General features: G+C 42.5%; 25 protein-coding genes and 1 riboswitch. Of the genes, 20 read left to right on the top strand and 5 right to left on the bottom strand.

The window, feature by feature from the left end; translation table 11 throughout:
- Window positions 1–112 precede the first annotated feature (112 nt).
- The 4 genes from NYR25_05075 (at window position 113) to ndk (ending at window position 3934) form a co-directional block, all read left to right on the top strand.
- Complete coding sequence (locus NYR25_05075) at window positions 113–583, top strand: hypothetical protein (protein UWF32978.1); 471 nt, start codon at window positions 113–115, stop codon at window positions 581–583.
- Window positions 584–590: 7 nt separating this feature from the next.
- Window positions 591–1643 carry a DUF916 domain-containing protein gene (locus NYR25_05070; GenBank protein ID UWF32977.1) on the top strand — a complete coding sequence of 351 codons (1053 nt, stop codon included), beginning with the start codon at window positions 591–593 and terminating at the stop codon, window positions 1641–1643.
- A 261-nt stretch (window positions 1644–1904) separates the two neighbouring features.
- Entirely contained in the window at window positions 1905–3341 is a 1437-nt protein-coding gene (locus tag NYR25_05065; GenBank protein ID UWF32976.1) for a helix-turn-helix domain-containing protein, read from the top strand.
- Between the two features lie 167 nt (window positions 3342–3508).
- Window positions 3509–3934 carry a nucleoside-diphosphate kinase gene (gene ndk / locus NYR25_05060; GenBank protein ID UWF32975.1) on the top strand — a complete coding sequence of 142 codons (426 nt, stop codon included), beginning with the start codon at window positions 3509–3511 and terminating at the stop codon, window positions 3932–3934.
- Window positions 3935–4074: 140 nt separating this feature from the next.
- Here ndk and NYR25_05055 read toward each other — a convergent pair whose 3' ends face one another.
- The 5 genes from NYR25_05055 to thiS form a co-directional block, all read right to left on the bottom strand.
- Window positions 4075–5280, bottom strand: coding sequence for a dicarboxylate/amino acid:cation symporter (locus NYR25_05055; GenBank protein ID UWF32974.1), 1206 nt, complete (start codon window positions 5278–5280; stop codon window positions 4075–4077).
- Window positions 5281–5298: 18 nt separating this feature from the next.
- Window positions 5299–6519, bottom strand: a complete 1221-nt coding sequence (locus tag NYR25_05050) for a M20 family metallo-hydrolase (GenBank protein UWF32973.1) — start codon at window positions 6517–6519, stop codon at window positions 5299–5301.
- Complete coding sequence (locus NYR25_05045; GenBank protein UWF32972.1) at window positions 6516–7289, bottom strand: thiazole synthase; 774 nt, start codon at window positions 7287–7289, stop codon at window positions 6516–6518. Before NYR25_05045 ends, NYR25_05050 begins: the two co-directional genes overlap by 4 nt.
- Before the next feature lie 21 nt (window positions 7290–7310).
- Entirely contained in the window at window positions 7311–7907 is a 597-nt protein-coding gene (gene thiF, locus NYR25_05040; GenBank protein UWF34719.1) for a sulfur carrier protein ThiS adenylyltransferase ThiF, read from the bottom strand.
- A gap of 66 nt (window positions 7908–7973) precedes the next feature.
- A complete protein-coding gene (gene thiS, locus NYR25_05035) occupies window positions 7974–8171 on the bottom strand; it encodes a sulfur carrier protein ThiS (protein UWF32971.1) in 198 nt (65 codons plus the stop codon).
- A 92-nt stretch (window positions 8172–8263) separates the two neighbouring features.
- Window positions 8264–8355: riboswitch (TPP riboswitch) on the bottom strand.
- 88 nt (window positions 8356–8443) lie between these two features.
- Here thiS and thiE point away from each other — a divergent pair.
- The 16 genes from thiE (at window position 8444) to NYR25_04955 (ending at window position 24037) form a co-directional block, all read left to right on the top strand.
- Entirely contained in the window at window positions 8444–9073 is a 630-nt protein-coding gene (gene thiE / locus NYR25_05030) for a thiamine phosphate synthase (protein UWF32970.1), read from the top strand.
- Window positions 9074–9454: 381 nt separating this feature from the next.
- A complete protein-coding gene (locus NYR25_05025; protein ID UWF32969.1) occupies window positions 9455–10255 on the top strand; it encodes a DUF4931 domain-containing protein in 801 nt (266 codons plus the stop codon).
- Between the two features lie 200 nt (window positions 10256–10455).
- Window positions 10456–10656 carry a hypothetical protein gene (locus tag NYR25_05020; protein ID UWF32968.1) on the top strand — a complete coding sequence of 67 codons (201 nt, stop codon included), beginning with the start codon at window positions 10456–10458 and terminating at the stop codon, window positions 10654–10656.
- A 680-nt stretch (window positions 10657–11336) separates the two neighbouring features.
- A complete protein-coding gene (locus tag NYR25_05015) occupies window positions 11337–11513 on the top strand; it encodes a hypothetical protein (GenBank protein ID UWF32967.1) in 177 nt (58 codons plus the stop codon).
- A gap of 380 nt (window positions 11514–11893) precedes the next feature.
- Complete coding sequence (gene purE / locus NYR25_05010) at window positions 11894–12376, top strand: 5-(carboxyamino)imidazole ribonucleotide mutase (protein ID UWF32966.1); 483 nt, start codon at window positions 11894–11896, stop codon at window positions 12374–12376.
- A complete protein-coding gene (gene purK, locus NYR25_05005; protein UWF32965.1) occupies window positions 12360–13520 on the top strand; it encodes a 5-(carboxyamino)imidazole ribonucleotide synthase in 1161 nt (386 codons plus the stop codon). Before purE ends, purK begins: the two co-directional genes overlap by 17 nt.
- Entirely contained in the window at window positions 13498–14232 is a 735-nt protein-coding gene (locus tag NYR25_05000; protein UWF32964.1) for a phosphoribosylaminoimidazolesuccinocarboxamide synthase, read from the top strand. Before purK ends, NYR25_05000 begins: the two co-directional genes overlap by 23 nt.
- Window positions 14219–14479, top strand: coding sequence for a phosphoribosylformylglycinamidine synthase subunit PurS (gene purS / locus NYR25_04995; GenBank protein ID UWF32963.1), 261 nt, complete (start codon window positions 14219–14221; stop codon window positions 14477–14479). Before NYR25_05000 ends, purS begins: the two co-directional genes overlap by 14 nt.
- Window positions 14476–15150 carry a phosphoribosylformylglycinamidine synthase subunit PurQ gene (gene purQ, locus NYR25_04990; protein UWF32962.1) on the top strand — a complete coding sequence of 225 codons (675 nt, stop codon included), beginning with the start codon at window positions 14476–14478 and terminating at the stop codon, window positions 15148–15150. The genes purS and purQ overlap by 4 nt, the downstream gene beginning before the upstream one ends.
- Window positions 15151–15167: 17 nt before the next feature.
- The gene (gene purL, locus NYR25_04985; protein UWF32961.1) at window positions 15168–17372 is read left to right on the top strand and encodes a phosphoribosylformylglycinamidine synthase subunit PurL; all 2205 of its coding nucleotides are present in this window, start codon (window positions 15168–15170) and stop codon (window positions 17370–17372) included.
- A complete protein-coding gene (gene purF / locus NYR25_04980; GenBank protein UWF32960.1) occupies window positions 17357–18829 on the top strand; it encodes an amidophosphoribosyltransferase in 1473 nt (490 codons plus the stop codon). The genes purL and purF overlap by 16 nt, the downstream gene beginning before the upstream one ends.
- A gap of 109 nt (window positions 18830–18938) precedes the next feature.
- On the top strand, window positions 18939–19874 hold the full coding sequence (gene purM / locus NYR25_04975; GenBank protein UWF34718.1) for a phosphoribosylformylglycinamidine cyclo-ligase: 936 nt from the start codon (window positions 18939–18941) through the stop codon (window positions 19872–19874).
- Window positions 19874–20455, top strand: a complete 582-nt coding sequence (gene purN / locus NYR25_04970; GenBank protein UWF32959.1) for a phosphoribosylglycinamide formyltransferase — start codon at window positions 19874–19876, stop codon at window positions 20453–20455. Before purM ends, purN begins: the two co-directional genes overlap by 1 nt.
- A gap of 12 nt (window positions 20456–20467) precedes the next feature.
- A complete protein-coding gene (gene purH / locus NYR25_04965; protein ID UWF32958.1) occupies window positions 20468–22003 on the top strand; it encodes a bifunctional phosphoribosylaminoimidazolecarboxamide formyltransferase/IMP cyclohydrolase in 1536 nt (511 codons plus the stop codon).
- A gap of 12 nt (window positions 22004–22015) precedes the next feature.
- Window positions 22016–23275 carry a phosphoribosylamine--glycine ligase gene (gene purD, locus NYR25_04960; protein UWF32957.1) on the top strand — a complete coding sequence of 420 codons (1260 nt, stop codon included), beginning with the start codon at window positions 22016–22018 and terminating at the stop codon, window positions 23273–23275.
- 261 nt (window positions 23276–23536) lie between these two features.
- Entirely contained in the window at window positions 23537–24037 is a 501-nt protein-coding gene (locus tag NYR25_04955) for an isochorismatase family protein (protein ID UWF32956.1), read from the top strand.
- Window positions 24038–24369 lie beyond the last annotated feature (332 nt).

Genomic DNA, 24369 nt, shown 5'->3' with positions numbered 1-24369 from the left:
ATCCTTTAATATAGAAAATTTGTAAAAAGAAGAGAATCATAAAAACGTTATGCATTTAAAGTAAGGGTAGAGGAAATGTCAATACGCATGATATTTTAGGAGGGCATTAAAAATGAGGAAATTTACTTTAGCAGCAACCCTATTGATTACGTTGTCGTCGTTAGGAATTGCGGGCGGTGCCAAGGCAGCGATAGTCACGGGGCCTACTGATGCAAACATTACGGTTAGTGAAGGTAATTCTACGATTGAACTGAGCGGTGTTAAGGACGTTGCTTTTGACTTCAATAACATCACTAAGGAAACCAAAACCTTTAATGAGACCGAACCGATTAACGCTGACGTCATCAACAAAACGTTTGGCGAAAAAGAATATACGCTATCCGCCGAAAAACACTTTGTTTCTGCGGGGCTGGATGCTCAACTTACTGGAAGTAAAAAAATCGGTCAGGCGTTAAATGACAACGTTAATGGAGACCTTGTAGTTAGTTTAGACGCCATTAAGTATACCGTTCCTGGAAAGGATCAAAGTAATACGGTAAAGGTAGTGGTAACGGAAGCGCCAGTAGAAGATCCAATTGAGTAACGAATAAATGAAAACGATATCAAAAGCAAAAACACACTCTTTTATTAGGGTGTGTTTAATATTATTAGTTTCGTTATTAGGGATGGAATTAGCTGGGCTTGCCGTGCATGCTGCTCAACAAAATGGTTCCGCACTTAAAGTAACCGTTCAAGCCGGAGAGCTTTCTACTTCCTCAATCGATATCCGATTTTCGCCGAAAGTAAACCATAAATACGCGTTTGAGGTTACCGTTAATAACACGAGTAATAAAAAAATGGACGTAGCCGTTTTTCCAAGCACCGGAATTTCTACTAGCAGCGGGATAACTTACGTAAAATCTACAAAAAACTTATTAAATAAAAACTATGCGATCCCAAAATACGTGAAGATAACCCCAATTGGTGGCCAGTTTAAAAATGGAACATTAAAACTACAACCTAAGCAGCGTAGAAAGATTCGAGTGGTTATTAACGTGAATCACAATCTTCGTGGGGAACTTTTAGGGGGAATAAACTTTGCCCAGACTATTGGAAAAAAGGTAAATCGACAGGTGGTTAACGTTGTTAAGGTCTACCAAAAAGTGGTTGTGATTCGGTTAAACATGGGTGATTTAACTAACCGGAAGAATCCGACGTACGCAAATTTTAAATTTACCAGCGCTAAAGATGCCGCGTTGCTCAGTTATGATTTGTTAAATAATAACCCGCTAGTTACTTACGCGACGGCCGGTTCGTACCAAGTACTAAATCCTGAAGGGAGGATGATTGCTAAAGGTAAGCTGGCGAAAAATAAGGTTGTTTTGACACCTTATACTAAAACCCAATTAAGCGTCCCCCTTCTTGACGGGGCCAAATTGATTCCGGGGAACTACAAATTTATGGTTAGTGGCAATGGCAAGCGCCAGTCGTACAAGTTTACCTACACTAAAAAGCAATTAAATGATTTTACGAAAAAGAACGGTAACCCAACGCACGTAACGATAAAGACGGGCCACACCGGAATAATTATTTTCTGGGGCGTGGTTGCGGTAGTGATGATCCTGGCCGGGCCGTGGGTTTATGTGAAAAGGAAAGATACTTAACGTTCTTTGAAATGAAGAAAACCACCGGGCGACTAGCTACTGATAACAACTCATCAGTAAGTAGTCGTCCAATTTTATTTAACTAATAACTACCAAGTTAGAGGGCTTTATGGGCAATTATTTTTAGTATCCAAAAAATGCTAAATTTTGCTGATTTTGGGTAGGTAAATAGGCTATATTTAAACGTGTATGCAAATTAGAGAAGTATAATGACGGGTAATTGGGTTAAACATAAACAGTTTAATAAAAGGAGCTTGGTTTATGGATTTATGGCAGTTATTTTTGTCTTCAAGACAGGTAAGAAAGGTTAGATTTCTTGAGCAAATCATTGCAAAATCAGCGGTCTCTCCCGATGACTTAGCAATCAGACTCGCAACTACCAACCGCCAACTAAAGGACCTGGTTGAAGAATTGAACCTTGAACAACAACAATTTTACAACAGCTCCATAGATTATTACCCGTTTGAAAATCGGATGATCAAGTTAGCGAAGAAAGTACCAGTGCGGACGTACGTCCAATTTTATCTGCGTTTAAAATCGCAATACGTTAATCAAAGTGCAGTTTTTAAATTTTTACGTTTTTTTTTAAACACTCGAAAGGTTGGAATAATAAAATTATCTCACCATTTTAATTATAGCCAATCCTATTGTTATAAGTTGATTAACAAAGCTAACGGTTTATTGCAACGCTTGAACTTTAACTGTCGGATTAATAAAAGGTTGAATTATTTATTGGCTGAAGGCGACGAGAATCAAATCCGGTTGTTGACTTATCTTCTTGAAATCACCGCTAACCAAGTCGTCGAGGCTACGATAACTCCCAATGGTCGTCCGTTGGCGCTTAGTCATCAGTTAAAAACGCAAACACTGTTAAACGTTTTTGATAACGCTATCAAAAAGGGTGGGCTTGCTAGACAAGTGCCCCGTGAAGAATTAGAAGTTATGGTCGGAGTTTATCAAGAATTACACTTAGGTTTCCGTAATCATTTTAGTTACCTAAGTAAAAATGCCTTTTCAACTGAAAAGATGTTTTTTTACTTGGCAACAATGTATTACTCACCAGAAATTTTAACGCCTGATTTAATGAGAAAAGTTGGTGAACGACTAGGAGAATACCAAAACAATCGAATCATAACTAAGGCAAAGCGTTTTTTAGACACACTAGTAGAAAAATATGCCATCCCTAAAAAGTATTACCAGCTTTTCTTGTTCCACATTACCTTGCGGCTATTGGTTACAAAACAACTGTCGTTAGAAGTGCTATTTTTGGCGACTAACTCAATTAGTGATATTAACGCAAACGTCCGGCAGCTTAGTAGAGATGTCCAAAGGGCGTACAAAAACGAGTTGCCGGAAAAAGCACTGGAGGTATTTAGTTTTCAAATCGCTGAACTTTTCTACTCGTACCTGAGCCATCTGGTAGTGGCACCAGTAAAAATTGCAATCTATTCCTCGTATAGCGCAAATTACTTGATGATACTGAAAAATATTCTTCACGGGATGTACAAAAAGAAAGCCGTTTTAATCGTGGAAAAACCAGCGGATGCAGAAATTATTATTGCGGATAGTGCGGTTGACATAAATGACCATCAAGTTCTTTTTTATTTTGAAGACGTGCACCATATCGAGACGTGGAAGAAGTTAGCGGTTTATATCCAAACGGTTTTGATTAAGCGAAGGGCGCAGTTAAATATCTAACTATCTAAGAAAACTTGCTTTTGGGGAAGGGGGGAACTAATTAGCAGTATTTAAGTCGCAATGATTATTTAAAATTTGAAAACCAAATTTAATTAAAGATGGGTGCCGAGTGATTATTTTTCTAGTACAATTGAAATACGCTTAAACGGAAAATGGAGGAGCATTTAATGGACCAAGAACGTATTTTAATTTTAGTAAAGCCTGATGGAGTCAGTTTAGGACACATCGGCGAAGTAATTACGCGTCTAGAACGGAAGGGTTACGAAATTGATGCGCTTAAAGTTACTAAGGCTACGGATAGTCAACTACAGCGTCACTACGCTAAGTTAGTTGATAAACCATTCTTTAAGGAAATTGAAACATACATGTTGGAAGGCAAAATCGTGGCCATGATTGCTAGTGGAACTCGGGTAATTGAAGTGTTCCATCGGATGGCGGGAGCTACGAACCCGTCCGAAGCTGCCTTTGGAACGATTCGGGGGGATCTTGGTCGGGAATGGCCAGATGGACTACTCCGAAACGTTGTACACAGCTCTGATAGCGTTGAAAGTGCCGAACGAGAAATTAAAATTTGGTTCCCCGAATTAAGTTAATTTGGTTATCCAACTAAGGCATGTTTATAAGTATTTATGAATGAAAAATCTAGCTAACTAGTGGGATTGATTCCGGCTGGTTAACTAGATTTTTTTGTATAGATTAAAAAATTAACTCCTGAAAAAGCCAACCTCAGCCATCAACCAGCTTCTTCATGATCAATGATTACTGCTGTAGTTACGTCCCCAATTACGTTGGCTACGGTGCGAAACATGCCTACAAACCAGTCTATGCTAGCAAATAGTGCGATACTTTCCGCTGGCAAATGGAGGGTGGTTACCGCAATGGTCAGTGCCATGATTCCGCCGCCGGGTGCCGTGATCGTTCCCACGCATAGGAGAACTGCCAAAAGAATAAATTCGACTAATTTAGGGGTAGTGAGGGGAAGGTGGTAGATTTGAGCAATGGCGGTGCAAACTAAAGCAAGATACATTGCTAGACCATTACTATTTAAGACCATCCCTAACGGCAAAACTAATTCGCTGACTGATTTACTGACGCCAAGCCGGTGCTGAACATCCATTAACTCAACCGGAAGGGTAACTGCTGAAGAAGTAGTGGTAAACGCCACGAGCAGTATGCGGTTGAGCCCCTTGAACAATTTAACAAGCGGGATTTGCGTGCGCCAAATGGTGAGTAACGTTAAGAATACTAAAAATACAACGACACCGCTCCCGTATAAAAACAAAAAGTAAAGTAGCGGTAATAGTAGAGTGATTCCGTGAGTGGCAGTAGTTTTGACCATCAAACAAGCAATTCCTAATGGGGCAATCCGCATAATTAAGGTTATCAATTGGATAATTAAATCATTTAGTTGGGTAACCAAGGTAAGCAATTGGTCATAATGGTGCTGGCGATTGCTATAGCTTAGCAGGGTACCCAGAAAAATTGCAAAAATAATAATCTGGCTAACGTTTCCTTGGGCAAAGGCGTTAAAAATATTTTGCGGAACTAAATTAAGTAGAGTTTTTTGCCAATTTACGGACAAAGTAGCCTGAACTGCGGGTGGGGAACTATCCGCAGGCAATTTGGCATGCATCAAGAAACCTAGTCCGATTCCGATTATCCCGGCAAAGAAGGTGGTCGTCGAGAACCAAAATAATATTTTTGCACCGACTTTTTTAAGATTAGCGGCATCAAGGTGACCAAGTGCGTTAACCACGCTGCAGAAGACTAAGGGAACAATCGTCATTTGGAGGAGATTTAAGAAAAGCTCACCACCAATATTCAAGAAGGATAGTTGGCGACCAAAACTTAACCCCAAAAGGCTCCCCACTAGTGTACCCATAAAGATTAACAAGGTGAATGACGGAGCAAATTTTCGAGTCAGTAAACGTTGTGCCAAACGACCACCGCCTTTTAATTAATTTAAATACGCTTGCTGATATAAACTCTCGGTTAGTACATGAAACCCAGCTTCGAGATCAGCTTGGTCAGTACATTCGGTAAAAGTGTGACTAATGCCGGCTTTACTGGGGACGAAAATCATGGCCGTTGGTACAGATGAACCCATGATTTGGCTATCATGTCCCGCTCCAGAAGATAGAATCATCGTGGAATAGTTTAAATGGTGGGCAATGGTTTGGTTTAAGCGCAGTAAATTGGAAGCTAATTTAACGGGTTTGGATTTCGATGCGTAATCAATTTTTAGTTTAATTTCGGCATCTATTCGCTGGGCGGCCGCCTTATGAAGAAGCTGGTCAAAGTATTTTAAGTGTTCTTCGTTGGGATGGCGGAAATCTACGCTGAACTGCACTTCTCCAGGAATTACGTTGGCAACGTTAGGAAAGGTTACGAAGTGGCCGATCGTAAAGCGAAAGTCCGGGTCGAATTTAGTGGCAAATTGGTTAAACTGGTTAATTAACTCAAGGGCAGCTTGAAAAGCATCGTGCCGAAATTTGGGAGGGGTAGTTCCCGCGTGGTTAGCCTGTCCAATTAATGTGAATAGCAACCGCCGTTGGCCTACAATCCGGTTAACTAATCCGATTTGACGGTGAGTGGCTTCTAAAACGGGACCTTGCTCGATGTGCAATTCGGTGAAGGTGGCTGGAAGGGCAGGTTGTTGATGGTTAACTTGCGGTAATGCTAGCAAACTTTGAACAGCATTTTGCCGTGCCTCGTTAAAATCAATGCCGTTAGCATCGACCAAATTATTTAAGCGGGCCTTTTGGACATAGTACCTTGAGCCGCTAAAAGTGGTGGGAAAGCGACTACCTTCCTCTTCGCTAAATGAAATTGCACGTAAAGAAAGCTGGGGTTGTCCATAGCGTTGTTTAAGCTTGATCAAGGCATTTATTCCGGCTAAAACACCGTATAGCCCATCAAAAATCCCCCCGTCTTTGACCGTGTCAATGTGCGAACCCGTCGCCACTACCTTTGCGTCGTCTTTTCCGACTAAATCAGCATAGACGTTACCATAGTCATCAACACTGACGGTTAATCCGCCTGCTAGAGCCCATTGGATGAGCTGTTGCTGGGCGGTTGTCCATGCTGGACTATAGACTAACCGATTTTGCTTAGGAAAAGTGGGTGAAGCGTGGGCGATTAATTGCAATTGGTCATTTAAATCAGGGATGATGGTCATTGCTTACTAATTCCTTGCAGTGGGGAAGAAGCCACGGCTTTATGGTTAACTACCCGACCTAAACCTGCTAAGTAGGCTTTCCGACCGGCTTCGATTCCTATCCGAAATGCTTCTGCCATTAGGGGAATGTTATCAGCAGTAGCGATGGCGGTGTTAGCCATTACCGCATCCGCGCCCATTTCCATTGCTTCTGCTGCTTGGCTAGGACTACCAATGCCCGCGTCCACAATGATGGGGAGTTCGATTTCATCGATTAAAATTTGGATTAAATTTTTATTGGCTAATCCTAAATTTGAACCAATCGGGGAAGCTAGCGGCATGACGGTGGCCGCTCCCGCATCCACCAGTTGTTTTGCGGTGTTTAAGTCAGGAAGCATGTATGGTAAGACAATAAAGCCTTCCTGTGCAAGTATCCGAGTGGCTTTAACCGTTTCTTGGTTGTCGGGTAGTAAGTACTTTCTGTCTGGAATTACTTCCAGTTTGATAAAATCACTGCCACTAAGTTCACGAGCTATATGGGCAATTCGAACAGCTTCTTCGGCATTGGTTGAACCCGAAGTGTTAGGCAAAATTGTAACTTGATCAGGCAAGTAATTGAGAATGTCTTCCGTTGCATTAGTGGTTCGGCGAAGGGCCATGGTAATAATTTCCGCGTGGGCGTTCTTTACGGCCGCCTTAATCAAGTTGTAGTCGTATTTTCCAGAGCCTAAAATAAAGCGAGAATTAAATTGATGGCCTTTAATGGTTAAGCAATCATTATTAGATGTCATTTGCTTAGTTCCTTTCTTGGTTTAATCGGATGAATTACCTACAATTAATCGAACAATTTGGTTAGCTTGGTGCCCAGCCGCAACCATTACACGAGGAGCCATTAGTCCTTCCTGACCGGTTGAAACGCCATCGCCAACGATATAAACATGTTGGTTAAGTTGCTTAGTCTTAATTTGGTTAGCCGGATGAATTCCCGCCATCCCGCTAGCCATTACCAGCGGCTTTTGAGGAAATAAACGGCTACATTCCCGTAAAAGCAGTGCTTTGGCGGCGGGATCATCAAACGCCTCACAGATTACGTCAGCATTGGTAAACAAATCCGTTATATTAGCCGCGTTAACCCTTACTTGCAGGGCAGTCAGGGAGATGAAGGGATTAAACTCTTCAATGTTTTGCTTGAGAGCCATCACTTTTGCCATTCCGACCTGGTTCAATTTATACTGTTGACGATTCAAGTTACTCAATTCTACTTGATCAAAATCAATTAAAGTTAAGTGCCCAATTCCAATTCGTGCTAAAGCAATTGCAATGTTTGAGCCCAACCCTCCTGCACCTGCAATGGCGACGTGTGCATCGGTGAGTGGTTGGGTAGCGTGGATAACGTTTCGACTGGTCATTTGAGCTTGTAGGCTGTGAATTGAATGACCATAAAGTTGAAGTTCTGGTTCCGTTGCTTTTCTCATTTAACCTCCTCCCACAAAAGCAATTATTTCCAAATGGTCCGTCGGTTGAATGGTAACGGTACTTAATTGCTGATTGGCAATTATTTCGCCGTTTAGTTCAACCGCCAGATTGTCAGTTTTCGTGTAATTGTCTTTTAAAAAGACGAGTAAATTTTGCTTATTAGCTTGTAAATTTTCTGTGCCGTTAACGATTGCCATACAAAAACCCCCTTTCTTATGGATACAACCAAAGAAAGGGGTACGCAATTATGGGTGGCGTAATTCACCAAAAGTGAGTTACAGAATTATGCTATTGCGGTATTCGGTCTTCCTTCGGTAGTACGAACTACATCAGGTTCAATGGGTATGATCTCAGCCAAAAATGGCACCCCAGACGAACTTTAAAGTTTTGATTTATGTGGTAAAATTATTACCACGTATATTGTAAACGCTATCATAAAGAAAGTCAAAATTAAATTGGGGTGGATAAAATGTTGGAAAAGCCGTTACTTTACCTCGTTACGGGCCGGCTAGAATTAGACCAACAACAATTTTTAGAAAGGATTGAGTTGGCTTGCCAGGGAGGAGTTGATTTACTCCAGCTACGGGAAAAAGAAATTAGCAGTGGTGAATACTATAAATTGGCGAGTCATGTAAAAAAGATTACCGACCGTTACCAAGTTCCGTTAATAATCGATGACCAGGTGGCGATTGCGCAAGCTGTTGATGCTGCGGGTGTTCATCTTGGACAAGCTGATTTACCAGTGGCGGTAGCACGGCGAATTTTAGGGCCCGATAAAATTATTGGAGCGACTACTAAAACTGTTGCGCAAGCACGGCGCGCGGTTGAAGAGGGGGCTAACTACTTGGGAGTGGGAGCAATTTTTCCCACTACGACCCACGTTAAAACCGTCCACACCAGTGTTGCAACGCTAAAACAAATTAAGCAGGAAGCGAAAATAACGGTTTTTGCAATTGGCGGGTTAAATGCGGAAAACCTGTCCGTTTTGCGGAATACGAATGTCGACGGAGTTGCAGTAGTTTCGGCAATCATGAAGGCACCAGACATTAAGCAAGCAATCCAACATTTAAGAACTGCACTTAGTGATTTTTTGAATTAGGGACTATATTAGAAAACGTCTTAGTAAATTTAGTGCAAACAAATAATAATTTATAAAAAAGTATATATGAAAAGATCAATGGCTGTCTTTGTTAACCTTTGATGACGGTAGTCTAAAAATTGATACTGGTAAAGCCAATTTATTTCGAAAAAGTGTAGAAGTAAAAGCACGAACTAATAATGAAACTGGGAAGTGACTAATTTAGTTCTCAAGATGTTTTAAAAAATAGAGTAGCAAGATGCATATTTAGTTAGAAAATGACTAATGAAAAAATTGTAAACATTTCGACAGGGTAACAGGCTAATATAAAACATTTACATTAATATTTTTTAAATATGAATTACTTTATAAAAATAATTTAGAATATAGAAGGAAAAATAAATGAACAAGTTGATTTTTAACCCACGAATTGCTAAAAACAAGCCTAATGACGTAAACAAAAGTAATGAGAAATGTCCCTTTTGCAACGTGGATAATTTGGAAAATATTTTGTGTAGTAACGGTTCCAAAATATGGCTTATGAATAAGTACAGGACTTTAGAAAATGCCACTCAAACTTTGATAATTGAATCGGCAAAGCATAGAGGTGATTTTTCAAATTATTCTGAAAAAGAATGCTTTGAAATAATAAGCTTTGCATTAAGTAAATGGGAGGAAATGAATCAATCCCAAAAATACCAGAGTGTGGCTCTATATAAAAATTTTGGACCATTGTCGGGTGGCAGTTTACAACATCCCCATCTGCAAATAGTAGGATTTGAGGATTTAAATTGTAATGCAAACGTATGTAAATTGAATTTCAAAGGTCCACTAATTTTTTCAAAAATTGGAATAAGTCTAACAATTTCAGATTCACCAATAATGGGATTTACAGAAGTTAATGTTTGTTTAGAAGATGAACGACGGGTTAGATTTTTTGCTGAAATGATTCGAAAAGTATGTAAATATTTTGTGCAAGAATATTACGATGGCCGGTGCAATTCATATAATTTATTTTTTTACAAAATTGATACTAAAGTATTTGCTAAAGTGATTCCTCGTTTCGTTGATTCTCCTTATTTTGTTGGATATCGCATTCCACAAGTTAACGATGAAGAACGAACGCAAAAAATTGTGGAAGAGTTACGTCAGTACGTGAATAATGATGAAAATGAGATAACACTATCTGAAAATTATTTGTGAAACTGAGTTTTCTTAAGATAAAGACAGAGTACTTATAACGCGAAATAATTGAATACTCTAAAGGATCCTACATACTTGTTGATTAAGCAAGCGTGAGGATCTTTTTTAAGCTAATTAGGAACTAAAACGGACTGTTCAGGAATAGTTAATTTACTTAGTTATTTAGCTCTTGCAAGATAGAAGCAAGGAGGACGGTAAAAATGTTTAAAATTACGAAAATGTGTTCAAAACAAGTGGGTTCAAAAAGGCTTGTGGGTACTTTAACCATTATTTTAGGTGCAGCTTTAGTAATTACTACAGTGATTTTACATGGGTTAGTTAAGGAAAATAAATTGATGGAATTGCTTCCGGATTCCTTTATAAACGTCCCGAAGCTAGTCCAATATTGGGCCGTCTATTAGTGTGGGGAAAAGCTCTGATACTTCAATAATGCCAGCAGTCTTATCCTTAGCAGGAATAACCCTTTTGGAGCAGCTGGTGTTAAATTACTACGTGAATCATTTTTGGGAGAGGTGATGGGATGCATAAACAGATGGTGGAAGCATTGGGGGCTGGTTATCAATGGCACTAATATTCTGCTTACTAGGCATCCAAACTAATTCAGTCAACGCAATGCTGTTTGTAATGGGACTTTTAGTCCCTAGCTTACTATATCTTCCCGCTATAATTAACAGTTCGACAAGCCCTCCGTTATTTATCAAGGCTAATTTGGTAATGAGTGATGTTATATATATTCTTGGATTAATTGCGGGTTGCGCAAACGTATTTCAACACGGAAACTATTTAAATTGGGGTCAAATTGTATTCAGCATTACCGGATTAGGATGTAGTGGGATAGTTTGGTTAGCAGTTAGAAAATGATTTAGCAATAGTAAAGAGTCTTTGTTGTGAGCTGGTGTGAATCGCGTTTCTGCTTGATGAAATGGGTAAGATGACTTATTTAAATAAGTGAACTAGGGGAAGTTGGATGGCTAAGTATAAGAAATTGACGATAGTTATTATTTGCGTTCCAGAAGTATTCACGATAAAATGAAAGCGTTCACATATATAATGCTTTAAAATTGAGAAAGAAGGGATCAATATGGGACAAAAAGATTTATTAACGCTGGCCGTAATTTTAGGAAGCTTAGGACCTCTGGTTAACAGCAGTCACGTATTCGCTGACGCAAAGTCGTCAGCAGTCGGGACGGAAAAATTTTTACTAGTGGCTGCGCAAAAAATGCAAGTTACTAGCGGCCAAGAAAAAATAGGTGGGTAGTACCTTAAGATTAGTGATGCAACTTTTTTGATGATTAGTTACTAAATAATAACTTAAAGGGACCTACGGATGCATACTTTATTAATTGAGTTAGTGGTGATTGTTTTTTTCTCCAGACCCAGTTTCTGGTCATTATTTTTTAGCACTTATTCAAAAATTATTTATATTGGACCTCCTCGAGCAGCGGTTAGCGCTGATTGGGGAGGTTTTTACGTATAATTCGGATGATTAATGATGAAATATCTGTTTTTATGAGTTATAAACGAACTATAAAATGCAATTAAATAAAAATAGTTCGTAAAATGCATTGATTAAAGTTAACTAAGTTGGTACACTAAACGTGAAAACTAACCTTGGTTTTGCATTTGAAAGGAGCTGTTATGAAAAAAATTGCGGTAGTGATGGGATCAATTTCCGATTGGCCCACGATGAAGGAAACGGCAGCGATGCTTGATAAGTTCGGGGTGGCTTATGAGCGACACGTAATATCAGCGCATCGGATGCCTAGTGAACTTCAAAAATTTGGTGAGCAAGCTCAAAAAGATGGTTATGGGGTAATAATTGCAGGAGCTGGTGGAGCTGCGCATTTACCAGGAATGTTAGCGGCCAACACCATTTTACCGGTGGTGGGCGTCCCGATTGAAAGTCATGCGTTGCACGGTTTGGACTCTTTATTGTCGATTGTGCAGATGCCCAGCGGGGAGCCGGTAGCAACCACGGCAATTGGAGAGGCCGGGGCTAAAAATGCAGCTTTACTGGCAATCGAAATTTTAGCGGTTGCCGAACCGCGGCTTGCTAATAAAATGGTTGAATTTCGTCAAGAACAAACACAGGAGGCCCAAAATAGTGAAAAGCAGTGGTGAAGCGGGTATATACCTACCGCCAGCAACGATTGGAATTATTGGCGGCGGCCAATTAGGCCAGATGATCGCTCTGGCTGCCAAGGCAATGGGATATAAGGTGGGCATTTTAGATCCGACCCCTAACTGTCCGGCTGGTCAGGTTAGTGATTTTCAAATCGTGGCCGCTTATAACGACCAGCAAGCGCTATTAAAGATGGCCGAACGTAGCGACGTTTTAACTTATGAATTTGAAAATGTCGATTTAACTAGCTTAGAGGCTGCACAAAAGTTAGCGGCTCTTCCACAAGGAACTAATTTACTATACGTAACTAGTGATCGTCTTCGTGAAAAACATTTTCTTACTAGCCACGACCTCCCGACAACGCCTTATCTACCCGTCAGCAATCCTACTGAGCTAAATGACGCGATTACTAAGCTAGGATACCCTTGCATTTTAAAATCTTGTGAGGGCGGTTATGACGGACATGGTCAGCAAGATATTAATTCGGAGGCCGATTTGCCAGCGGGCCGGAGTTTAGTATCCCAAACACCGTGCATTTTGGAAAAGCGTCAGAAATTCAGCAAAGAATTATCGGTAATGGTGACGCGAAGTCGGGATGGCCAGGTGCGATGTTTTCCAGTAGCGGAAAATATCCATCACAACCATATTCTCCATCAAAGCGTTGTCCCGGCGCGGGTAACAAAAGAGGTTCAGCAAAAAGCACAAAAAATTGCTCGCCAAATTGCGCAAGGTTTATGTTTACGAGGAGTATTGGGGATTGAATTCTTCTTGTTAGCTGATGATCGTTTGTTAGTGAATGAATTAGCACCTCGTCCCCATAATTCGGGACATTACTCGATTGAAGCCTGTAACATTTCACAATTTGAAGCCCACGTTCGCAGTATCTGTGGACTTGAAATACCGAAAATTACGCAACCCGTCCCCGCAGTGATGGTCAATTTACTCGGACAACATTTAACATTAGCCCGCAAAAGGCTAGCACAACGGCCGCATTGGCATTTTCACGATTACGGCAAAGCGGAAGGTCGGGTAAACCGGAAGATGGGGCACATTACTTTGTTAGGCGAACTGCAACCAAGCTTAGATTCAATTCAAGCGGAAAAGATTTGGGAGATTAGCAATGAAGAAAACGACGTTAATTAAAGAGGGTAAAGCTAAACGATTGTATAGTACGGATGAGGCGAACGTGGTGTGGGTTGAGTACCTGGATCAGGCAACGGCGTTAAATGGTAAACGAAAGGACCAAGTTATTGGTAAGGGAGCTTTGAACAATCAGATCGATTGCATCCTTTTTAAAATGCTGGATGCAAAAGGGATTCATACGGACTTTATTAAAAAAATTTCCGATAACGAACAATTAAATTATAAAGTAGACGTTATTCCACTAGAGGTAGTCGTACGTAATGCAGCAGCGGGCAGTTTTCAACGAAAATTTGCGGTGCCGTATTTACAAGAGTTCGACCAACCGCTTGTGGAATTTTTTTATAAATCCGACGAATTGGATGATCCATTCATCAACACTAATCAAGCCGTTGCTCTGAAAATTATTAGTTACGCAGAAGGTGAAGTCCTTGAAAGATTAGCGCTCCAAATTAATCGGTTGTTAAAGGAACGGTTTCGGCAAGCTTGTTTGCAACTGGTGGACTTCAAGGTTGAATTTGGCAAAACCGCAGATGGAAAAATTATTCTTGCGGACGAAATTTCACCTGATTCTTGCCGTTTGGTAGACCTAACCACTAAGACTTCCTTAGATAAGGATGTTTTCCGCAAAAAAACGGGCGATCTGGTGACGGTTTATCAAGAGGTGCTCCGGCGTTTAATAAATTCACGGGAGGAAGCGCATGTACAAAGCTAAAGTTTACGTCACTTATAAAGAATCTATTTTGGATCCTCAAGGAGCCGCCATTAAAAAAGCACTTCATCATTTGAATTACCAAGAGGTCCAAAAAGTGACGGTTGGAAAATATTTCGAAATCCAGGTGGTCGATGGCGGACAAAACGTTAACGAACAAATCCAAAAAATGTGTGATGAATTATTAGCCAACGTTAACATGGAAACTTACCGTTTTGAGATTCAAGACGTTCAGGAGGACGAAAAATGATATATAGCATCCTTCGTTTTCCGGGCTCTAATTGTGACTGGGATATGTATTACGTTTTACGAGACGTCCTTAAGGTCACCCCACGTTTTGTGGATTATCGCGAGACTGCTTTACCAGCTGAAACCGTCGCCGTCTTAATTCCGGGTGGCTTTTCGTACGGTGACTACCTGCGAAGCGGCGCAATTGCCCGTTTTTCGCCCATCATGTCCGCGGTGCAGGAATTTGCGGAGGCTGGAAATCCAGTGATCGGAGTCTGCAACGGATTTCAAATTTTAACCGAAGCCGGGTTATTACCCGGAGCATTGCGGCCTAACGAGAGCTTGAATTTTATTTGCCGACCCCAGAAATTGGTTGTTGAAAATTGCCAAACGCCGTTTACCCGCCAATTTAGTTTAAAGCAAACCGTAACGTTCCCTATTGCTCACGGTGAAGGAAACTATTATTGCGATGAAACAACTTTACAAGATTTAAAGGAACACAACCAAATTGTTCTGCGCTACGTAAACAACCCTAACGGCAGTACTGATAACATTGCCGGAATTACTAACCAAGGGGGCAACGTCCTTGGGCTGATGCCCCATCCGGAACGAGCTAGTGAAGCAGTTTTAGGCGGGGCCGATGGAAAAATATTGTTCCAAAGTTTAGTTGCTAGTATCACGCAGCACGTTTAATAAGGGGAGATTTTACGATGATGACGGAATTAACACCGACCGAAATTCGGGATCAAAAATTATATGTCCAGTGGGGACTAAGCAAAGACGAATTTAACCAGATCAGGAACACTTTGGGTCGACTCCCTAACTTCACTGAAACAGGATTATTTGCTGCCATGTGGAGCGAGCATTGTGCGTATAAAAACTCTAAGCCACTTTTAAAACAATTTCCCACAACGGGTCAGCAGATATTACAGGGACCGGGAGAAGGTGCTGGCATTGTCGATATTGGCGACGGGCAAGCGGTAGTTTTTAAAGCTGAAAGTCATAATCATCCTACAGCAGTGGAGCCTTATCAAGGTGCGGCAACCGGCGTGGGTGGCATTGTACGAGACATTTTTTCCATGGGTGCCCGACCAATCGCGTTAATGGACAGTCTGCATTTTGGTGAATTGACTGACGCCCGGACAAAATACTTAGTGGACCAAGCCGTAGCGGGAATTGGCGACTACGGTAATTGCATGGGGATTCCCACGGTTGGTGGAGAAACGACTTTTGATGCAATTTACCAGAATAACCCGGTGATGAACGCCATGTGCGTGGGCTTGTTGAACGTCGCTGACCAACAGCGGGGAGCTGCCGCCGGGGTCGGCAATTCAATCTATTATGTGGGCGCTAAAACAGGCCGAGATGGGATTCAAGGTGCTATTTTTGCTTCTACTGAGTTTAATGATGCACACGCTACACAACGGTCGGCGGTCCAGGTTGGGGATCCGTTTGCAGAAAAACAGCTAATGGAAGCTTGCTTAGAATTAATTCATAACCATGCCGAATGGTTGGTAGGGATTCAAGATATGGGGGCGGCGGGCTTAGTTTCCTCATCAGCAGAAATGGGTGCCAAGGCGGGGTTTGGAATGCGCTTGAACCTTGACTTGGTTCCTCAACGTGAAGCAGACATGATTCCCTACGAATTAATGCTTTCTGAATCCCAAGAACGGATGTTGCTATGCGTTAAGCAGGGGCACGAACGTGAAGTAGAGGAAATTTTTGCAAAATATGACAGTACCGCTGTAAAAATCGGGGAGGTCACCGAAGATCAGCGATATCAGCTGATTTTTAAAGGGGCCATCGTAGCCGATGTGCCAATTCATGCGTTAGTTGATGAAGCACCAACTTATCATCGACCAAGTCAAAAACCGCAACGTGTTAAGAGCGCTGGAAAGCAATTCCAACCGCAAGTTAAGGATTTGACGGCAACTTTTAACGCTATGTTGCGTCAAGCCACGATTGCTAATAAAGTAGCAATCTTTGAACGCTACGATGCACAGGTACAAACTAACACAATTTCAACCGTCCAAAGCGACGCTGCAGTAGTTCGAATCCGCGGGACCAAAAAAGCACTCGCAATGACTACCGACGCGAATCCCCGTTACTTATACTTGAATCCTTACCTTGGCGGACAAATTGCCGTTAGCGAAGCCGCCCGCAACGTGGTGGTAACGGGAGGAAAGCCTTTAGCAATTACCGATTGCCTGAATTTTGGGAGTCCAGAGGATCCGGAAAGTTACTACGAATTAGCCCAGGCCATTAATGGAATGACCGTGGCCTGCGATGTTTTTGATACTCCCGTGATTTCGGGCAACGTTTCACTGTACAACGAATTTAATCGGCAACCAATTTACCCTACGCCCATGGTGGGCATGGTCGGAATAATTGAAGATCCAGCTTGGATAACCACCTTAGATTTTAAACAAACGGGTGATTTGATTTACATTCTAGGTGAAACTACGGACGCCTTTAACGGCAGTGAGCTCCAAAAAATGCAATTAGGCCACGTGGAAGGTAAACTGTTCGACTTTGATTTGCAATACGAAATTGACCAACAACGCTTAGTAAGCGACCTAATTCATGAAGGACTTTTGGCTAGTGCACACGATTTGGCAGAAGGGGGATTAGCGATCGCCCTCGCAGAAAGTGCCTTCGCAGGAAAAATCGGGTTTAACGTGCAAACTGACTTAACGGCCGCCGAACTCTTTGCTGAAAACCAATCGCGGTTTCTCGTAACCGTTACGCCAGCAAATCAAGCACTTTTTGAAGCTAAAACTGCTGGCAAGGCGGTGCTACTCGGCCATGTAGGGGGTGATCGGCTTAAAATCTTAACCACCGATGACATGTTGAACGTTGATTTAACGGCGGCCGAAACTAGTTGGAAGGAAGCACTCGCATGGCAACTGAATTAAAGGGACTCAACGAAGAATGCGGCATTTTTGGGGTTTGGCAAGATCCAGATGCAGCGCAACGAACGTATATCGGATTACACAGCTTACAGCATCGCGGGCAAGAGGGGGCGGGCATCGTAACCCGCACTCCCACGGGAAAGTTTGCCATCCACAAAGGGCTGGGGCTTTTAGCGGACGTGTTCAATAACCCGGATGACTTAACGAACTTAATTGGGCGCAGTGCAATTGGCCACGTCCGTTACGGTACGGCTGGAAGCCGCGGGGTTGAAAATGTGCAGCCGCTGCTTTTCCACTACCTACAAGGGGACGTGGCGATGGCCCATAACGGTAATTTGACAAATGCAATTACGCTACGCCACCAATTAGAAGAGCAGGGCGCAATTTTTCAATCCAATTCGGATACCGAAGTTCTAATGCACCTGATTCAGCACCAAAAGCAGGCAAGCTTTAGGGAAAAATTAAAGGCTAGTTTGCGACAAATTAAGGGTGGGTTCGCGTACCTGATTCTTACGGAAAATGCTTTATACGCAGCATTGGATCCTAATGGTTTCCGGCCTTTGGTGATTGGGCAATTAACTAATGGTGCATTCGTGATCGCTAGTGAAACTTGCGCGTTAATGGCGGTGGGTGCCAAAGTTGTCCGGGACGTAGAACCTGGCGAACTGGTCCAAATTGATGACCAGGGAATTAAAATTAGCCACTTTACGACCGAGACTCAGCTAGCAATTTGTTCGATGGAATTTATTTATTTCGCCCGTCCAGATTCGAACCTTTACGGGGTGAACGTCCATCGCGCGCGACAACGAATGGGTAAGCGATTAGCCCAAGAAAATCCGTTAGACGTGGACATTGTCGTTGGGGTACCCAATTCTTCGCTATCAGCAGCGGCAGGGGTGGCAGAGCAGTTAGGAGTCCCAAATGAAATGGGTCTGATTAAAAATCAGTACAGTAGCCGCACGTTTATTCAACCCACCCCTAAGTTACGTGAACAGGGGGTCGAGATGAAGTTGACAGTGTTATCCGCGGTGGTTGCTGGAAAAAGGGTGGCTCTCGTTGACGACTCGCTTGTTCGGGGGACCACCAGCAAGTACATTGTAAAAATGTTGAAAAAAGCGGGGGCTAAAGCGGTGCGTTTGATGATCAGTTCACCACCGTTGAAATACCCTTGCTTTTACGGAATTGATATCGAACATACACGTGAATTAATGGCGGCAAACCTTACGGTAAAGGAAATGTGCGTTGCAATCGGGGCGGACTCGTTGCACTTTTTGAGCTTGCCCGGTTTGATTGAAGCCATCGGTTTACACCAAGATGCCCCTAACGACGGACTTTGCGTAGCGTACTTTGATGGAAAATATCCTACACCGCTTTACGATTACGCGGCCGGTTTTGAAGTTCCTAAAACCGTTAAAGACACTACGTTATCGGCAACGGGAGCCGCAAAGGAGAAATACTAATGACCAAAAATGCTTATGAACAAGCGGGAGTAAACATTGCAGCGGGCGAAGAAATTATTGAAGGTTTAAGGCAAGCGGTTGGTGAACAAGACCCCACATTCTAAATGGGATTGGCAATTTTGCCGGATGTTACCAACTCTCCGAAGATCAATTAGACGATCCGGTTTTAGTGGCGGGGGCTGACGGAGTGGGAACTAAAGTACTGTTAGCTGCCCAAACTGGAAAAGTCGAATCGTTAGGGCAAGATTTGGTAGCAATGTGCGTTAACGATTTGTTGGCGCAGGGCGCATTACCGCTATTCTTTTTAGATTATTTGGCGTTTTCACGTTTAGAAAGCGACCAAACAGCCGCAATTTTAAAAGGGATTTTGAAAGCTTGCCAGGCCCAATCCATCCCGTTACTAGGCGGAGAAACGGCCGAGATGCCGGGGCTTTATCAAGACCAGCGTTTTGATTTAGCCGGTTTTGCGGTTGGTTTGGCAGCTAAAAGAGAGCTCCTCAGTTCAGCCATGGTAAGTGAAGGAGATTACTTGATTGGTTTACCTTCGACTGGCTTACATAGTAACGGTTACTCATTAGTGCGTAAAATCCTTTTTACGGATCATCATTACCAATTTGACGACTATTTGCCAGGAATCGCCCGTCCATTAATCGAAGAACTTTTGGAACCGACCCGGTTATATGGTAACGTGATCCGACCACTGTTACAAAAAAGGTTATTAAACGGGATTGCCCACATTACGGGTGGTGGTTTACTGGAAAACGTACCGCGGATGTTACAACCCAATCAACAGGCTGAAATAAAGTTGGCTAGTTGGCCTAAACCAGCTATTTTTAACGTTCTCACTAAGCTTGGAAAACTTTCACAAACCGACCGTTACCAAACTTTCAATATGGGAATTGGAATGGTGTTGACCGTGAGTCCTCAGCAATATCAGCAAGTAAGGGACGAACTCGACCGCCAAAAAGAACCGTATTTTAAGATTGGTCAAGTGAAGAGGCGCCCAGAAAATGCACCAGCCGTCGTACTTTTAGGAGCTGATTAATGATTAAGATCGCAATATTTGCGTCGGGGACCGGCACCAATTTTGTTGCACTTGCCCGCCACATCGAAGAAACTAACGTACCAATTCGCATTGCATGTTTAGTTTGTGATCAACCAGATGCACCAGTAGTTGGAAAAGCGGTCAAATTGGGGGTTCCAGTTTGGACCCACCGTTTGGGCGAGTTTGCTGACAAAACGGCTTACGAACAAGCAATTCTGCTCGAGTTGCAAAAATACGATTTAAAACTAATTGTATTAGCCGGTTACATGAAAATTATTACGGGAGTGCTACTAGAAGCCTACCCACAGGCCATTATTAATATTCACCCTGCGTTGTTGCCTGCCTTTCCGGGACGACATGGAATTGAAGACGCTTTTGCGTACGGCGTGAAAATTACCGGGGTCACCGTGCACTGGATTGACGACGGAATTGATACCGGCCCCATCATTGCGCAGCGGGCGGTCCCCATTTTGCCCAATGATGATGTGACAAAATTAGCGCAAAGAATTCATCAAGTCGAGCATGAATTATATTTTGTTAGCCTATGCGAAGTTCTAAAACAACGAAAATTGATTAAATAAGGGAGCGTGCTCATGAAAACTGCATTATTAAGCGTGTCGGATAAAACTGGAATTGTTGAATTTGCCAAGGGCTTAGCGGCTCAAGAATATAGAATAGTCTCTACTGGCGGGACTAAGAAGGTTCTTGAAGAAGCGGGGCTAACGGTGACAGGAGTAGAAGAATTAACCGGTTTTCCAGAAATGCTGGATGGTCGGGTAAAGACGTTACATCCCGTAATTCATGGTGGACTATTAGCTCGACGCGATTTACCGAACCACTTGCAAGCGTTAAAAGAACAGCAAATTGGTCTGATTGACTTAGTCTGTGTGAACCTCTACCCATTCAAAAGCACCATTATGCAAGACGGAATCACTGAAGCAGAAGCAATTGAACAAATTGACATTGGCGGACCCAGCATGTTGCGTTCCGCGGCTAAAAATTTTGCGTCGGTTTGGGCGGTGGCGGATCCTGCAGATTATCAAGCAGTTTTAGACCAGCTGGCGCAACCGGACGATGCAATTGCTTTTCGGCGGGCGCTAGCTTTGAAAGTTTTCCAGCATACGGCCGCGTACGACACGCTAATTGCCCAATATCTGGGACGTGCGGATGAAAAATTTCCTACCCAACTCACGCTGACCTATACCAAGAAACAAGCAATGCGCTACGGTGAAAATAGTCACCAGAACGCCGCTTTCTACGAGAATGCCTTACCCGTGCCGTTTTCGATTGCCCAAGCTAAGCAATTACATGGAAAGGAACTTTCGTATAACAATATTAGAGATGCTGACGCGGCTTTGAAAATGAGTGCCGAGTTTGAACAGCCTGCGGTGATTGCCGTTAAGCACATGAATCCTTGCGGAATTGGGCTAGGCAAGTCGATTGAGGAAGCGTGGGATCGGGCGTACGCTGCTGACCCAATTTCTATTTTCGGCGGGATTATTGTATTAAATCGTCCAGTTGATTTGGCGACTGCCCAGAAAATGCACCAGCTCTTTTTGGAAATTATAATTGCTCCTAGTTTTGAAAGGGAAGCTTTTGCAGTGTTGGCGCAGAAGAAAAATCTACGAATAATGACGGTTGATTTTAGTAAAGAACAAGCGTCTAAGGAACTCGAAACAGTCTCCGTAATGGGCGGGCTTTTAGTACAAGAACCTGATGAAGTCGCTGAAAGCCAGGCTGATTTTAAGGTGGTTTCTAAGCGCCAACCGACAGAGGCCGAACTAAGAGCCATGGTTTTCGGCCAAACGGTGGTTAAACACGTTAAGAGCAATGCAATCGTGATTGCTACGGAAAATCAGACTTTAGGAATCGGCGCAGGCCAAATGAATCGGATTGGCTCGGTTGAAATTGCTATTGAACAGGCAGAAAAGGCTGCTGGATTTAAAAATGCAATTATGGCGTCCGACGCCTTTTTCCCAATGGATGATTGCGTCGAGTTTGCAGCTAAACACGGGATTAAGGCCATCGTCGAACCTGGTGGTAGCATTAAAGATCAAGCGTCGATTGACAAGGCAAACGAGTTAGGCATCACGCTAGTCTTTAGCGGTCGGCGTCATTTTAGACATTAGGGGGCTTAATTTGTGGTAAAAGTACTAGTTATTGGGCAAGGCGCCCGCGAACACGCAATTGGCCGCCAGTTATTGTTAAGTGAGCGGGTTGAAGAAGTTTATTGCGCGCCCGGAAATCCCGGGATGTTGCGCAGCGGAATTAAGACCGTTCCCATCAAGGAATTAAACTTTGAAAAGTTGGTTGAGTTTGCCCGCAAGCAAGCGGTTAGTCTAACGGTTGTCGGTCCGGAATTGCCGCTGCAACAGGGAATTGTTGATTATTTCAATGCGGCAGGGTTAGCCATTTTTGGTCCGACTCAAGCGGCAGCAAAATTAGAGAGTTCGAAGCAATTTGCCAAAAAGGTTATGCAGGAGGCGGGAGTGCCAACCGCGCGCTACGCCAGCTTTCAAGACGAAAGCTCTGCAATCCAGGCGTTATCCAAGGTCTCTTATCCGGTGGTAATTAAAGCTGACGGATTAGCCGCCGGGAAGGGGGTTACGATTGCTAAAAATCAAAGTGATGCCGTAGCAATAATTCATCAATTGCTAGGTGAGCACCAATTTAATACCACGTCGATCGTTATCGAGGAATACTTGGAAGGACAAGAATTCTCGCTAATGGCATTTGTTAACGGCGACCAAATTATCCCAATGCCGCTTTCCCAGGATCATAAGGCAGCTTACGATGGCGACCGTGGGCCTAATACGGGTGGAATGGGCGCATATAGCCCGTTACCTCAATTTCCAACAGAGCTGGGGAAACGGTGTGTGGATGAGGTTGTCCGTCCAATCATTCATGCTTTACGTCAACGGGATATTATTTTTTGTGGGGTTTTGTATGCCGGTTTGATTATGACTAAAACTGGGCCCAAGGTAATTGAATTCAACGTCCGCTTTGGAGATCCCGAAACGGAAGTTGTATTACCACAGCTGCAAAGTGATTTCTACGAGCTTATTCTGGGGTTACTGGATCAGCAACCGCCCCAAGTGAAATGGCAAAATAACGATATTTATTTAGGGGTGGTTGTGAGTTCAGAAAATTACCCACAATCTTCGGCTGCAGGGATTAGTTTATCCAGCTTTAATAGCGTTCCAGCAGACCTTACCGTCAACTATGCTGGCGTGGCACAAGATTTGAAGGGCGAATTGGTTAGCGACGGTGGCCGGATCCTCTGTGCAACGACCAAAGCTAGTAATATTACGCAAGCGCGAACAATTTTATATTCGTGGTTAAATCAACAGAAGTTAGTGGGGATGCGTTATCGGAATGACATTGGAAAACATGGAGAGTAGGCAGTTGGATTATTAGCGGATAAAAGGGCGAGCTATTCGAGTTTGAATAGCTCTTCTTTTTAAGTATTTCAACTACAAGTATTCTAGACACATTGTAATTAGTATAAAAACATCCCCTATAAAAACGGTTGCCATAGTGCCTGAACGGTGATAATATTTAACACTATTAACAATCTGACATCAATTTTACAACCTCCAGCATCTTTAAAAATTGTTCTTAGTAGTACTTAACGTCATAAAAAGAAAAGAAATTTTAAACCTATGGCTCAGGCTTTAATCGTTATTGATATGCAACGAGCATTAAGTAAAATAGCTAATCGCAATCAAGTTATATCAAACATTAACAAACGGATTAATAAATACCGAGAAAATAATCTCCCAATTGTATTTATTCAGCATACTGAACCGGGAATGGAAGTTGCAAGTGAACAATGGAGACTCTTTGAGGAGCTTAATTCGTTAGGTACTGATACTTATTTTAATAAAATACGGCCTGATGCTTTTTACCAAACGGGACTTGAAGCATTTCTTAAAATGAACCATCTGAATTATATAGAAATTTGCGGTGCACAAGTCGAATTTTGCGTAGATACAACCATTCGAGTCGCGTTCCATCTGGGCTTTAAAACCGATATATTAATTGATGGAGTTGCAACTATTAACGGGGATGTGCTGAATGCGGAACAAATGAAGAAGCACCACGCAAATATATGGGATAATCGATTTGGCAGGTTAATTACGGTGGCCAATCCGCTAAAATGACGAATCTATAATCGTTAATAAAGCGGTGAATTTTTTAAAGAGCTGCCTGAATGGGTAGGGAGTCCCTTAAAACGGGGCTTTTTGTTTTAAAAAAAATTCAGTATAAATGTTTACTCATCTACTAATGATTGATAGCCTTAAATTAACGCTAAGTTAAACTTGGAATTTTTAGTAATTGGCCTAGCGTAAAACGGAAGAAAGGTCTACAATTGATTAAAATAGTGAATGGGGTTAATTATTAGGTGGCGCGTATTGGATGGTGATGAAAAAAGAATGTGTAGATTACTTAAATTAGCAATAAAGAGATTGTTTAAATCGAACTAGATTCGTAG

This window comes from Pediococcus acidilactici (genome assembly GCA_024970065.1).
GTDB lineage: Bacteria > Bacillota > Bacilli > Lactobacillales > Lactobacillaceae > Pediococcus > Pediococcus acidilactici_A.
This window is presented reverse-complemented; position numbering and strand designations above follow the sequence as displayed.